Source organism: Tunicatimonas pelagia (assembly GCF_030506325.1).
GTDB lineage: Bacteria > Bacteroidota > Bacteroidia > Cytophagales > Cyclobacteriaceae > Tunicatimonas > Tunicatimonas pelagia.
In genome coordinates this window covers 6,142,795-6,156,391 of record NZ_CP120683.1, presented here as the reverse complement: position 1 = coordinate 6,156,391, position 13,597 = coordinate 6,142,795, and the positions used below count along the sequence as shown (strand labels likewise).

Here is a 13,597-nt window from a genome sequence, read left to right as displayed (position 1 = left end):
AGCAAGATTCTTAAATAAAAAACGGAGACCCCTGGCCAAATTTCAGCTTGCTTCAGTGGCTTTCGGGTTGGGAAATTGGTCGGGTTCATCTTGAACATTTCGGTGTAAGCAACGAAAATCTTTCTCAATTAAAACGTGCAATGAATGCCTGTCTTCTGTCGGAATATTCTCTTCAATACTTATTTGGTTGGTGGTAGCCCACTGCCGAGATACCTGCCTTGAGATAGTTACATGAATCTCATGATTCTGGTAAACCACCGCTACAGGCAGCTGATTTGCATGAATTGTCAGACTATAAATAAAGGAAGGATTTCCTCCACCAATATTCATTACTTCTCGTACCGATTCTCCTTCACTAATGCGTTGCACTTCGGCCTGGGTTAATCGTAACCGAAGGCTATTCCCTTTAATTCGCAGTTTCATCCTGTAAAAATAATAAAAGCTTAGTAAAAACTATGATCTTCTTGTAGAACCCAGCACGTTCATTCACCCCAAATAACAACCAGTGAACCTGATTTTAGCAAGTAAAACAGCCAAATGCACGTGCTAAATAGATTCTCAATCCGAAACTAACGCCAGTGGTTCCTCTACTTTGGTTTTAAGTAAGGCTAAATCTAGCACCTCGCTCACGGTGTCTACAAAGTGTACCTTCAACCCTTTTACGTAGCGGGCATCAATCTCTTCAATATCCTTTCGGTTTTTCTGACAGAGAATAATTTCTGTAATTCCTGCCCGGCGCGCCGCCAGAATTTTTTCCTTAATTCCCCCCACTGGCATCACCTTTCCGCGCAAAGTTATTTCTCCGGTCATTGCTACCTTGGCTTTTACCTTACGCTGGGTGTACACCGAAGCGATCGCAGTGAGCATGGTAATTCCGGCAGAAGGACCATCTTTAGGAACTGCCCCAGCGGGTACGTGTACATGCAGGTCGTAGTTCTCAAACACTTTGTAGTGAATACCCAGCTGCTCGGCTTTTGATTTTAAGTACGAAAGGGCCGTCATGGCCGACTCCTTCATCACGTCGCCAAGTTGTCCCGATAAAGTTAACTTTCCCTTACCCCGGCTTAAGCTACTTTCTATAAATAAAATCTCACCACCAACTTGAGTCCAAGCCAATCCCGTTACTACTCCCGGAGTATTGTTATCTTGGTAGTTTTCTTTATCAAATACCGGGGCACCCAGAATGCGACGCACTTCGGCTTCGGTAATTTTTTTGGAGTAATCTTCTTCCATTGCTACCGACTTAGCCACGTTGCGAATAACGGTAGCTAGTTTACGTTCTAGGTTTCGCACTCCCGACTCGCGAGTGTAATCTTCCACTACCCGAATAACTGCTTTTTTATCAAACGAAATATCTTTGCCGGTTAATCCGTGCTCCTTGCGCTGCTTAGGAATCAGGTGACGCTTAGCAATCTCTACCTTTTCTTCCAAGGTATATCCCGAGATGTCGATAATCTCCATCCGATCACGCAGAGCCGGATGAATCGTGTCTAAGGAGTTGGCCGTGGCGATAAATAGCACGTTAGAAAGATCGTAGTCTACTTCCAGATAATTATCTAAAAACGCGCTGTTTTGCTCAGGATCAAGCACCTCCAATAAAGCGGAAGAAGGGTCACCCCGAAAATCAGATCGCACCTTATCAATTTCATCCAGAATAAACACTGGGTTGGCCGACTTGGCCTTTTTGATGTTCTGAATAATTTTTCCGGGCATCGCGCCAATATAGGTCTTACGATGGCCACGAATTTCGGCTTCGTCGCTTACGCCCCCCAGCGACATACGAGCATATTTGCGGTTCAGAGCTGAAGCTACTGACCGACCCAAAGAAGTTTTTCCTACCCCCGGAGGGCCGTAGAGGCACAAAATAGGGCCTTTCATATTATTTTTCAGCTTGAGTACTGCCAAGTACTCAATAATTCGATCTTTTACTTTGTCGAGTCCGTAGTGGTCGCGATCAAGAATACGCTGAGCGTGTTTCAGATCGAAGTTATCTTCGGTATAATCTTGCCAAGGCAAATCCAATAAAAATTCGGCATAATTGAACGTTAGCGGATATTCCGCCGCTGCCGGATTCATTCTCAGCAACTTCTCAAGTTCTTTGTTAAAGTGCTCGGCTACAGGTTTCGGCCACTTTTTCTTCTCCCCGCGTAGTCGCATCTTTTCTACTTCCTGATCGGTTCCTCCGTCGCCCAGTTCATCTTGCAGCACCTTCATTTGCTGCCGCAAGAAGTAGTCGCGCTGCTGCTGATCAATATCAGAATGTACTTTGCTATGGATTTCATGCCGAATTTCCAGCAGTTGTATGTCCTTCAACATGTACTCTAAAAGCAACTTGGCTCGCTCCTTGCCATTATTGATCTCCAGTAACCGCTGTTTATCTTTTACCTCTACATTGATATTAGATGATAGAAAGTGCGTCAGAAAACTGGGGCTGTCAATATTATCTAGAGCTTGCTGCGCCTCTTGCGGAATTTCCGGGTTCAGCCGCAAAATTTTAGCCGCTGCTTCCTTGAGTGACTGCACTAGTGCGGTTACCTCTTTGGTTTGGCGGGTAGGAAATTTTTCTTCCAGATACTTAACTTGAGCTACCATGTACGGCTCATCCCGCACAAACGCGCTTACTTTAAATCGCTTTTTTCCTTGAATGATAATGGTGGTATTTCCATCGGGCAAGACCAGCACTTTAATTATTTTAGCAACGGTGCCTACTTTGTAGACTTCGCTGGTATCCGGATCTTCTGCTTGGTTATCTTTTTGGGCAATTACGCCAATGAGGCGAGAGCCTTCGTTGTACGACTGCTTTACCAGCTTAATAGATTTTTTCCTTCCGACGGTGATTGGAATCACGACCCCGGGGAATAATACGGTATTGCGAATGGGCAACACCGACAGCTCTACCGGAAACTCAATCTCTTCATCCTCTTCCTCTTCTTCGGCAGTTACTAGTTGTATGAGGTCATCGGTTTCTTCATCAAAATCCTGAGTAAAAAGTTGGTTAAAAGCTGAATTTATATTCATATGTGCTGTTTTCCTGTCAAGCTGACAGGTATTTAATGCTTTCTCAAAAATTATTGTAGGCCACTACTATGTCAATCCTTATGCCAGCCTTATGTTACAATAAATCTAAGGCTAAGAATAAGTTATTTTTTTTCCGATTTTGGCATAAACTCAGACCAAACCTTACACTCACCCTTGTTTTGCACGTTAGTTGCTGATTTATAGCGGATTAACATACCAATGCGAAGATTATTACTGCTATATAGTGCGGTACTTACCTGTACAGTAAGCCTAGCCCAGATAAAACCGGCTCAAAGCCCGTTTGCCCTGCAAGATACTGCCAAAAGTGCAGTCCCGGCTAAAATACAGGATTTATTTTCTTTCCCGAACTTACATAAGCTTCCTTATTATCAACATGAACGGAAATTGCAAAGCATCCGCAAAGCAGCTCAGGCTCAGGATACCGCCCAATGGTATCCGCAATTGTACCAATACGTGCGGAATTTTGGGGTGCAAAACTTTTTTAAAGATAACCAGCTACTGTGGCAATTGGCCAAGCTAGAGGAGGCACAGGGAGATACTTTGGCTGCGGTAGGGCTTTACAAGCTGGTGCTAAAACATTACACCGATGGTATGGCCGCTAAAATGGCTCGTAAAAACTTGGAGCAGTACCAACTGGAGCAAAAAGACGACTACGTTCCGCTGGAATACTACTACGAACTAGTGGAGTACCGAAAAGAGATTGACACCCTTCGCCCCCCCCGCGGGGTGTATCTGAATATGGGAGCAGGCATCAATTCCTCTTCGGGTGACTACGGCCCCTCGCTAAGTGCTAGCAACGATGTGATGCTCTTCACCTCCAAACGAAACAAACTGGAGCGTGGATTTAAGACCTACGATAACGAAGATCTGATGCTCAGTCGTAATGAGAACGGCTACTGGATGGACGCTATTCCGCTGGAAAACATCAACTCTCCGTTCAACGAAGGCTCCGCCTGCCTCAGTCCCGATGGAGCTACGCTTTACTTTTCTCGCTGCTTGGCTCCCGATGGTTTTGGTAGCTGCGATTTGTACGTAGCTTACCGCGATGACGAAGGGGTCTGGAACACTCCGGCTAACCTGGGAGCCTCTATCAACAGTCCCTACTGGGATTCTCACCCTTCCCTCTCGCCGGGAGGTGATACACTCTATTTTTCTTCTGACCGCCTGGGCGGATTTGGGCTATCAGATATTTATTATACTTTTAAAGATGAGCAAGGCAACTGGGTACCGGTTCGCAATATTGGCCCAACAATTAACACCCGAGGCAGTGAAGTAAGTCCGTTTTTTCATCCTAAGCACCAAGTGCTGTACTTCAGCTCTAACGGGCATCTGCTCAATTTTGGAGAGTACGATATTTATAAATCGTACCGAAAAAGTGCGCTGTGGGATGAACCAAAAAATGTAGGTCCGCTCGTAAATGGTAGTGGTAGTGAGTTTTATTTCACGATTGATGCTAATTCCCAAAACCTCTACTACGCCCGCTCGGTGGAAAATAATATGGGGAACCTCGACCTCTACTCCTTTCCACTACCGATGGAAGCCCAACCACTGGCAACGGTCAACCTTAAAGGTACCTTGGTAGATTCTGAAACGGGTGATCCGTTCAGCGAAGGTATTGTATCGGTAATTGACTTAGACAATGGAGTGGAAGTAGCCCCAAAGTTTCTGAAAAAAGACGGTAGCTTTTCGTTTAATCTGATTAACAATAATAACTATCTACTAATTATTCAGGGAGAGCATTTTTTCCGATTAGAAGAAATATTCTTTTTAGCGGGCGACCAGGAGTTCAACTTTGAAACCGAAGCCATTTCTAGCCGCCTAAAGTTTGAGAACCTCGAATTTGACAACGGAAAAGCTGAACTTAAAACCGAGATGTACGGCGACCTCAATAAAATTGCCGATTTCTTGCTCGATAACCCCTACGTAAAGCTTCGCATTGAAGGGCATACTGACTCTGACGGTGACCCCAACCTTAATTTGAAGCTCTCGCAAGATCGAGCTGATGCCATTAAAGAATACTTAATAACCTTTGGTAATATTGAAGAACCTCGCATTGAGGCTATTGGCTACGGCAGCTCTCGCCCCATTGTAGAAGAGGTGACGGACGAAGATAAAATGCTCAACCGTCGGGTAGAATTTAATATTGTGAAGGAGTAAAGTGAAACGTAGTAATCATCTTTGCAAACGTTTAATCCAACGGCTATTCTTCTTTCACCTAAAATAGGTTAAGTGCACTGAAGGCATATTTCGTCTGACATGCTTATTATCTCTCTTTGTCTAACTTTTTGCTGCCATGTAGCCAGATAAATTCTTTTCTTAGTCTATTAGGGCGTTCAACCTACTAAAAAAGTTACAAGCTATACAATAGCTGGACGCGGGGAGCAGGGTGTGCGAAAGACATTCTTCTCTCGCCAAGCTCCCCCACCCTCACCTCAGCTATTTATTGTACATTGCACATTGTTCACTGCTAATTGTATATGCACTACTTTGCCTTCCGCTTGCATATTATTTTTCGCCTGCTACTCATTATCGGATTGGGTTACACAGCAGTTTATGTGCTTACACAGACCCACTTTTGGCTGGTTTCTTTCTGGGTAATTCTGGCGGCCATCATCAGCGTAATTGAATTGCTTCGCTACATTGAGCGGTCGCATCGGGAACTAGAAAACTTAGTAACGGCCATTCATCAGGGAGATTTCACCAATACCTACCAGCCGCATTGGCGCAAATCAGGCGAGTTGCTGGCTCACGCTTATAACAAATTAGTTGCCACTTATCGGGAGTTGCGGCAGGAGAAAGAAAGTAATCATCAGTACCTACAAAATGTGGTAAAGCATATATCAGTAGCACTGATTGGACTAAATCAGAAAAATGAAGTAACACTGGTCAATCCGGCAGCCAAGCAGCTTTTAAAGCATCCGGTGATCCGCCACCTAACAGATATTAGATCCGTAGATGAAGACTTGTACCACCGCATCTGTCAGCTAGAAGCCGGGCAGCGGGTAATGGTTAAGCTAGTAAGAAATGATCGGCTGATGCAGTTGGCAGTACAAGCCTCTGAATTTTATTTACAAGGGACCTACTACAAACTGATTTCTTTGCAAGACTTACGGCGGGAGCTGGAAGAGCAGGAATTAGCCTCCTGGCAAAAACTAATCCGGGTGCTCACCCACGAAATAATGAACTCAGTAATTCCGATTGCTAACTTGAGCGGGATAGTTCGCCAGACCTTGCTACAAACCCAGCAGGTAGCCACTCTTCAGTTACAGACGCTGGATGAAGAGGATAGCCACGACTTACTGGAGAGCCTAAAAGTGATTGAAGACCGGAGCCAGGGATTAGCTAACTTCGTGAAAGCTTATCGTAGCCTTACCCAAGTAGCTCCACCCCACTTCCGAGAGGTAACAGTAATAGATTTGGTTCAGCGGATACACGGCTTATTTGCTACTACGTTTAAGGAGCGAGAAATTCAGTGGAGCCAATCCATCTCACCGGAAACCCTAACTTTTACCATTGATTTGGAGCTGATTGAGCAAGTACTGATTAACTTGGTTAAAAATGCACTAGAAGCCCTGGAAGAAACCGCTCAGCCGCGCATCACACTTTCCGCCTACCGAACCGAGGCGAACGAAGGAATCATTGAATTAAGTGATAATGGGTCGGGCATTTCCCCGGAGGTTACAGAACACATATTTGTGCCCTTCTATACTACTAAGCCTAAAGGCTCCGGCGTTGGCTTAAGTCTGTCCCAGCAAATTATGCGGTTGCACCGAGGAACTATTTCTGTTCGCCCCTCGCCCGAGGAGGGTGCTACGTTCGTATTACATTTCTAAAAAAATCAGTATACTTGGTATCCACTTTCAAAACAACCTACTACAGATGTTTAAGTACTTGCTTCCATCCGCTTTTCTGTTCCTTTTTGCTTGCCAACCGCCCGCTGAGCAGGAAGCCCCACCCGAGTGGCAACCTCAATCTGCACCTATCATGACTCGCTGGGCTGCCGATGTTTCGCCTAACACAGCCTACCAAGAATATCCTCGCCCACAAATGGTTCGGGAACAGTGGCTCAATCTGAACGGACTCTGGGAGTACGCTATCACTGATAAAGACGGCGGTATGCCTAATGAATATCAGGGCAATATTTTGGTTCCTTTTCCCATTGAATCAGCCCTCTCGGGAGTGAAGCAAATGGTGCAACCCCATCAGAAGCTGTGGTACCGAACAACGTTTACCATTCCTGAAGACTGGTCGGCCGAGAGCTTGTTACTACATTTTGGGGCGGTAGACTGGGAAGCTACCGTGTACATTAATGGACAAAACTTGGGCACGCACCGAGGCGGTTACGATCCGTTTACCCTTGAAATTCAACAAGCAGCCTCTGCTGAAAACGAACACGAAATTATTGTGGAAGTCTGGGACCCAACTGACGAAGGTAAACAACCAACCGGTAAGCAAACCCTGAACCCTCGTGGTATTTGGTATACTCCTACCACGGGCATCTGGCAAACAGTGTGGGTGGAACCGGTACCCACCTCTTACATTGAGCAGATTAGACTGATTCCGAATATTGACGAAGAGAAGCTTACGGTAGCCGTTCAGACTAACGACGAATCTACGATGAGCAACGTACGCCTAACGGCTCTCGATGGTGGACAGGAAGTGGCTACACAAGAGGGCAGCGATAATCTTCCCATTGGGTTATCGATTACTAGTCCCAAACTGTGGTCGCCCGACAGCCCTTTTCTGTACGACCTGACCGTAGAACTAACCGATGCTGATGGAAATGTGGTAGATAAAATAGAAAGCTATTTCGGAATGCGAAAAATATCGGTAGAAAAAGCCGACGATGGCTACAACCGTTTGTTTTTGAATAACGAACCCCTATTCCAGCTAGGGCCACTTGACCAGGGCTTTTGGCCCGATGGTTTGTATACGGCTCCTTCGGATGCTGCCCTGAAGTATGACGTGGAAGCGACCAAGCAAATGGGTTTCAATATGGCCCGTAAGCATGTGAAGGTTGAACCAGCCCGTTGGTACTACTGGTGCGATAAACTTGGTCTGCTGGTTTGGCAAGATATGCCCAGTGGCGAAGAGCGCGTGCGCCGCGATGGTGAAGAAATTCAGCGCACCTCAGAGTCGGCCGAACAGTTTGAAACCGAACTAACCGAACTCATTGACGATTTTTACAACCATCCGTCTATCGTAATGTGGGTAATTTTTAACGAAGGCTGGGGTCAATACGAAACCGCACGACTTACCGAATGGGCAAAGGAATATGACTCAACCCGACTTATTAATCCGGCAAGCGGTTGGTTGGATATGGGAGTAGGTGACGTAAACGATATGCATAAGTACCCTGGACCGGGTATGCCCGAAGTGGAGGACGTACGCGTAGCGGTGCTTGGCGAGTTTGGTGGGCAGGCTCTGGTAGTTCCCGATCATTTATGGGTTACTGATTTATCCAAAGCCCCTACCCACTTTAAAACATCTACTTCAGCCGATAGCTTATTGATGGCTTACAGCAGTCTTTATGTTCCGTTGGATTCTCTGAAGAAGCAAGGACTGGCTGCTGCCGTGTATACTCAAACCACCGACGTAGAATCTGAGGTGAATGGACTAATGACTTACGACCGAGCCGTTATCAAAATGGACTTAGATACGTTGCAATTGATTCATGAGAAGTTGTATGATTAATGAAATAGTAAGTGAAGCATGAAGTCTATTAGGAACAGTCTGCTTAGTATTCTTGCTGCTATCCCACTCATCTGGATTAGCAGTGCGATCTATCAAAATAAGACATTTGACCTACAACTTCACGATACATATTTTGTAATTTCTCCTTATACTTTAGCTCAGATTTTTACTATTAGCCTAATCGGTGTCTTGAGTTTATACTTCGTTTTAAATAGAGGCAATGGCTATCTCAACCGGGCATTGACCGCAGTACATGCGATAGTAGTGCTGACTATCGCTATTGTTTTGGGAGTCTTATTTTATTTTTTATCTGCCTACGCTGAAGTAGAAAGATACAGTTCTGATTTCACCTTTATCAACTCTCTTGCTTCTACCTTCATAATATTGGTCATTCTTTCGGTAGTAATCTTTATCATCAATTTGTTAGTAAGCCTGGTACAGAGAGTAATAAAGCAGAAGGCAGTATGAGTAAAATTGAAGCAATATACTTTTGGGCAGTCACATTGCTTTGTTTAGTGTCAATGGCTTGCTCAGCCACTCAAACTATTTCCCGGAATGATCCGATTTCAATTTACTTAAACCGAAAGCCAGTAAATCTCAAAGAGGGGATTAAGTTATCACGGGTACAAACGATTGCTAAGCCTTATTTGAGTTTAGAAATAAACGATTCCATCCTGGTGAATAATCTGGCGAAGAGTGACAACCTTCAGATTATTTTAGCCCGAGGCAGCCGTCCGGTTACTACATTTCAAACCAACTATAACCTTCCCTATCGCATGGGATTTAAAGTAGAATCACTATTTGATGAAGCAGAAGCAGGTGATCGGTTGGTATTTTGCGCGGACGACTTCATTCTGTATACATTGGCGGTTCGTTAATCATTCTGCGTAGATCGCCAGTCCGGCTTGAATGGTGTTGCAGTGAGCGTCAACGATATCGGCCATACGTTCGGAGTAACCTCCGCCCATTGTTGTTACCACCGGAATATTGTGCCGAACGCAGTATTCAAATACAAGTTCATCGCGCCGACGGCAACCGGCTTTGCTCAACGCTAGTTTACCCAATTTATCAGTAGCCAGCACATCGACTCCCGACTGGTAAAATACAATTTGGGGCTGCTGATATTCTATCAACTTTGGTAAAGCGTCTTCTAAAAGCCTAAGATACTCCTCATCTTCGGTTCCGGTAGCAAGCGCAATATCCCAATCCGATTGTTCTTTCTTTAGCGGATAATTGTCTTTTCCGTGCATACTGAAGGTGAAAACGGCTGGGTCATTCTGAAAAATCACTGCATTCCCGTTACCCTGATGCACATCCAAATCAATAATCAGAATTCGTTCCGCTAGTTGTTGGGCTAACAGCCTCCGGCTAGCAATCGCAATATCGTTAAGCGTGCTAAACCCCTCACCCCGGTCAGCGTAAGCGTGATGCGTTCCTCCGGCTAAATTTATACCAATCCCGGTTTGTAGAGCAGCCTCAGCTGCCGCGATCGTTCCTGCTACACTGTTCCTTGCCCGGTTTACCGAAACTTTGGTATTAGGCAACCCAATTCGGCGAACCATTCGGGCTGGCAGAGTACGCGTTTTAACGGCCTGCCAGTACTCTGGCGTATGTACTCGCAAAATATCTCCCTCCGAACAGAGTCCCGGATCGGTTAGCTGGGCTTCCCGGATTATTCCTTGGTACAGCAACTGCTCTTTTACCAGAATATATTTATCAATCGGGAAGCGGTGCTGCTCCGGTAAGCTGTATAAATGTTGATCGGAAAAGAAAACGGAAGGTTCGGCTTCGCTCAAGGCTGTGTTAATGAATGATGATTAATAAAAGGTGAATATTCGGTTGTAACTACCCTTCATTGTTCATTCTATTTCTGTCTTGACCATTTTTGAAAAATTTTGCTTATCCTGATTTAAGTTGATGATTAATGCACCTTGTAGGGAAACTGCGTGGCAGTTGATATGTTTCTGCTCAGCCTGTTTGGTCAACTTTCGGGTAGTATAGTAGGAGTTAGAGCCGTCAATAATTAATTGCTCGTACTGAAAGTACCGATCAAGCTGGTTCAAATCGCGCACAGCGTTTTTTGCCACAACAACGTAGTTAACCGAAACGGGCTGTTTGGGTTTTTTACCAAGTTTTTGATCGACGAGTGCAATTACCTTTTCGTGATACTGGAACAATGTAACTCCATCTGATGCGCGCCGAGCGACACTGTTATTGGCTGAGCTATCCACCATAAACTGGGTGTGAACGCCCTTTCGAATGTGGTTAGGCCGAATATGGTAGTCAGCAGTAGCCGTTCTTTCACCCCAAAGAAGATTATTAAAGCCTTCGGTAAAATCCAGGTAGGTTTCGTTTTTTACCTGATAAACGGTGAGGCTTCTTTCTTTACTCTGCTGATAGTAACGAACTGTCTGCACGGTCGCTATCAAAAACAGACTAACCACCGCCAGCGAAAGGTAGCGTAGCTTACGGTAATAAAATAGCGCGGCCAACGCAACGATAGCAAAATACAGTAGCCAGGTTTGTGAGGCAGATATAAAGATATTTTCAATCGTACTACCCGGGAGTTGTTGTACTAAAGCCACCAAAAAGTTTATGGCTAAGATGAACTTCTCCAGTAGTAGTCCCACCCATTCCGCCAAAGCTGGAATGGTGAAGCCAGTAACTAACGTGACTAAACCCAAAGGTAGCATCACCAACGCTCCCGGAATCACCACGATATTGGAAATCCAGAAATACACCGGAAACTGGTGGAAGTAGTACAAGCTAAGCGGAAAAGTAGCAATCTGTGCCGCAATAGAAACTGCCGTAAGCCCCCAAGCCCAGGCCAACAGTTTATTGGGTGGTTCCAACCATGCCACGATTTTGGGTTGCAAGTAAACAATGCCGAACACCGCTAAATACGAAAGCTGAAACCCTACCGAATACATTAGATAAGGGTTAATCCAGAGCAGGGCAAACGCCGAGCAGGCTAAGGTGTTGTAGATACTCGATTGCCTATTCAAAGCCGATCCGACAATTACAAACGAAAACATCACCGCCGCCCGTTGTACCGAAGGTGAGAATCCGGTGAGGGCAGCGTACAGCCAAAGCACTTGTAAGCAAAGCACGGTGTGCAACAGCACCCCTCCTTTGGGAAGTGAGAGCAAGGGCTTAAACAGAAAGTTTACAATCAGATAGATAATTCCTACGTGCAATCCGGAAACCGCCAACACGTGCATTGCCCCGGCAGCCGCGTAGGCCGTTTGCACCTCTTTTTCTAAGTGGCTTTTTAAGCCTAATGTAATGGCTAAAGTAATTCCTTGGGCTTGCTTATCTTGCACGTAGCGTAGCAGTATTTCTCGGCAACGACTTCGCCATCTGCCGGCCCATCCTTGCCAAGCCGGAACTACTCCCGCTTGGATAACTTTCCAACGATCGGCTGGAAGGTATTGCTGATGATAAATTCCTTGGTAAGCCATAAACTGCCGGTAATCAAACTCAGCGGGATTATTGGGAGGTTTTATCTCGCCAGGCAATCCTTTCACTAAGATTTTATCTCCAAACTGAAGTAGCTGACAGCTATCAGACTTCGGTTGATACACCACTATTTGCCCGGATCGAGGAAATGTTTGCGTACCAGAGACAACCATCTGCTCTACTTCCAGTAGCACCCGAAATGAGTTTTTCTTGGGTTCAGGCTGGCTCATTACTTGAGCGATATAATAATCAGCCGAATCAGTATGGTGCATTAAATGATCTGAGCTACGTGATTCATCCTGCTGATGGGTTCTTAAAATTCCGAGTAGTATAATCACAACGCTAGCCATACCAGCCACCCAGGGATGATAGCGAGAAAATGCAGCTTTAGGAAGTAGAAAAACACAACCTGTGTAGCTAAGAAAGACTACGACTAACACTATAGTTGCGCCCGTGGAATTCACGTAAGTAGCCTGACCAATTCCTAACATGAGGAATGGCGTGAAGCGCAAAAACGGATAGGGAACCCAGCGAAACATTTAATAAAGGTACGGCTGGTTACTTTCCGTTACTGCTCAAAAAGATGTGAACCTTTGTTCTGTAAGGTAATTCACCTTTTTATTCTGCTTCCGACCCGAAGATTTCGCTAGCAGATTGGGGGGAAGGTTGGTACGCAATCCGGCGAAAGCAAAAGTACTGTAGATTGTACTTATTTCCAGTAGACGAAGTAAAGCCCCAAATCACCTCCGTATTTCCGTTGAATATGTCGTCGATTAGATTCTGCTTACCCTGATAAACAATTGTATTATCCAGCCGAACGATAATCTCATACGTTTCGGGGTTCCAGCTAAAGCGAAAGTTATGCATCTGGTCATCTTCCAGATTAAACTGCTGGTCTTCATTATTCCAGTACTCAGTATGGTAGCTACTTCCGTTCACCAAAAAAGCTACGTGATCGCTGTACGGGTCGTTCTGAAACGCATTCTGGTAAGTATCAAATTCTACCGCCACGGAAGGAGCGATGAAGTTACCAGACACAAAATTGGCATTAAAGCGTCCGTAGCCAATGCCCTCGCCGTAGGTACCAAATGCCTGAAACTTCCGAGGGTCATCATGAATAACAAACGTAATACCATCAGCCCCTAAGTCATCTTTATCGCCCAGGTAAATATCAAACTCTATCTCGAAGTATCCTTTTAAGTCCAGCTTCTCCGTACTGTAGGCAATACCTTCGGCGTAGCGCTGATTAGGGGTAAGTAATATGCAACCCGAAGGCATATAATCGGCGGTACCTAGCAATTCGAACTGAGCCATTGCCGGATGGCAGCATAATGCTACACCAAGAAGGATAATATATCGGTTCATCAGTTGGTAGTGAGTGTGTTTTTACTAGTAAGTTACGGAA

At 45.2% G+C, this 13,597-nt stretch carries 10 protein-coding genes; 5 read left to right on the top strand and 5 right to left on the bottom strand.

The window, feature by feature from the left end; all coding sequences use genetic code 11:
• Positions 1 to 42 precede the first annotated feature (42 nt).
• Together P0M28_RS26345 and lon are read right to left on the bottom strand one after the other, a co-directional pair.
• Positions 43 to 423 carry a DUF7009 family protein gene (locus tag P0M28_RS26345; protein WP_302206473.1) on the bottom strand — a complete coding sequence of 127 codons (381 nt, stop codon included), beginning with the start codon at positions 421 to 423 and terminating at the stop codon, positions 43 to 45.
• Between the two features lie 135 nt (positions 424 to 558).
• On the bottom strand, positions 559 to 3,018 hold the full coding sequence (gene lon, locus P0M28_RS26340) for an endopeptidase La (protein ID WP_302206471.1): 2,460 nt from the start codon (positions 3,016 to 3,018) through the stop codon (positions 559 to 561).
• 219 nt (positions 3,019 to 3,237) lie between these two features.
• Here lon and P0M28_RS26335 point away from each other — a divergent pair, with 219 nt between their 5' ends.
• The 5 genes from P0M28_RS26335 to P0M28_RS26315 all read left to right on the top strand — a co-directional run bounded on the left by P0M28_RS26335 (position 3,238) and on the right by P0M28_RS26315 (position 9,611).
• Positions 3,238 to 5,196, top strand: a complete 1,959-nt coding sequence (locus P0M28_RS26335) for an OmpA family protein (protein WP_302206469.1) — start codon at positions 3,238 to 3,240, stop codon at positions 5,194 to 5,196.
• A gap of 320 nt (positions 5,197 to 5,516) precedes the next feature.
• The gene (locus P0M28_RS26330) at positions 5,517 to 6,872 is read left to right on the top strand and encodes a sensor histidine kinase (protein WP_302206467.1); all 1,356 of its coding nucleotides are present in this window, start codon (positions 5,517 to 5,519) and stop codon (positions 6,870 to 6,872) included.
• 46 nt (positions 6,873 to 6,918) lie between these two features.
• Positions 6,919 to 8,733 carry a glycoside hydrolase family 2 protein gene (locus P0M28_RS26325; RefSeq protein WP_302206465.1) on the top strand — a complete coding sequence of 605 codons (1,815 nt, stop codon included), beginning with the start codon at positions 6,919 to 6,921 and terminating at the stop codon, positions 8,731 to 8,733.
• Positions 8,734 to 8,751: 18 nt separating this feature from the next.
• Positions 8,752 to 9,201 (top strand): hypothetical protein, encoded by a 450-nt coding sequence (locus P0M28_RS26320; protein WP_302206463.1) that lies wholly within the window; start codon positions 8,752 to 8,754, stop codon positions 9,199 to 9,201.
• Positions 9,198 to 9,611, top strand: coding sequence for a hypothetical protein (locus P0M28_RS26315; RefSeq protein ID WP_302206462.1), 414 nt, complete (start codon positions 9,198 to 9,200; stop codon positions 9,609 to 9,611). Before P0M28_RS26320 ends, P0M28_RS26315 begins: the two co-directional genes overlap by 4 nt.
• On the opposite strand, the gene P0M28_RS26310 is transcribed toward P0M28_RS26315, so the two are convergent.
• The 3 genes from P0M28_RS26310 to P0M28_RS26300 all read right to left on the bottom strand — a co-directional run bounded on the left by P0M28_RS26310 (position 9,612) and on the right by P0M28_RS26300 (position 13,557).
• Positions 9,612 to 10,529, bottom strand: a complete 918-nt coding sequence (locus P0M28_RS26310) for a histone deacetylase family protein (protein ID WP_302206460.1) — start codon at positions 10,527 to 10,529, stop codon at positions 9,612 to 9,614.
• 63 nt (positions 10,530 to 10,592) lie between these two features.
• Positions 10,593 to 12,731 (bottom strand): ComEC/Rec2 family competence protein, encoded by a 2,139-nt coding sequence (locus tag P0M28_RS26305; RefSeq protein WP_302206459.1) that lies wholly within the window; start codon positions 12,729 to 12,731, stop codon positions 10,593 to 10,595.
• Positions 12,732 to 12,810: 79 nt separating this feature from the next.
• A complete protein-coding gene (locus P0M28_RS26300) occupies positions 12,811 to 13,557 on the bottom strand; it encodes an L-type lectin-domain containing protein (protein ID WP_302206457.1) in 747 nt (248 codons plus the stop codon).
• Between the last annotated feature and the right edge of the window lie 40 nt (positions 13,558 to 13,597).

Bases quoted from the DNA above. Each gene is read 5' to 3' on its own strand.
- P0M28_RS26345 (WP_302206473.1), bottom strand. From the start codon at position 423: ATGAAACTGCGAATTAAAGGGAATAGCCTTCGGTTACGATTAACCCAG.
- lon (WP_302206471.1), bottom strand. From the start codon at position 3,018: ATGAATATAAATTCAGCTTTTAACCAACTTTTTACTCAGGATTTTGAT.
- P0M28_RS26335 (WP_302206469.1), top strand. From the start codon at position 3,238: ATGCGAAGATTATTACTGCTATATAGTGCGGTACTTACCTGTACAGTA.
- P0M28_RS26330 (WP_302206467.1), top strand. From the start codon at position 5,517: ATGCACTACTTTGCCTTCCGCTTGCATATTATTTTTCGCCTGCTACTC.
- P0M28_RS26325 (WP_302206465.1), top strand. From the start codon at position 6,919: ATGTTTAAGTACTTGCTTCCATCCGCTTTTCTGTTCCTTTTTGCTTGC.
- P0M28_RS26320 (WP_302206463.1), top strand. From the start codon at position 8,752: ATGAAGTCTATTAGGAACAGTCTGCTTAGTATTCTTGCTGCTATCCCA.
- P0M28_RS26315 (WP_302206462.1), top strand. From the start codon at position 9,198: ATGAGTAAAATTGAAGCAATATACTTTTGGGCAGTCACATTGCTTTGT.
- P0M28_RS26305 (WP_302206459.1), bottom strand. From the start codon at position 12,731: ATGTTTCGCTGGGTTCCCTATCCGTTTTTGCGCTTCACGCCATTCCTC.
- P0M28_RS26300 (WP_302206457.1), bottom strand. From the start codon at position 13,557: ATGAACCGATATATTATCCTTCTTGGTGTAGCATTATGCTGCCATCCG.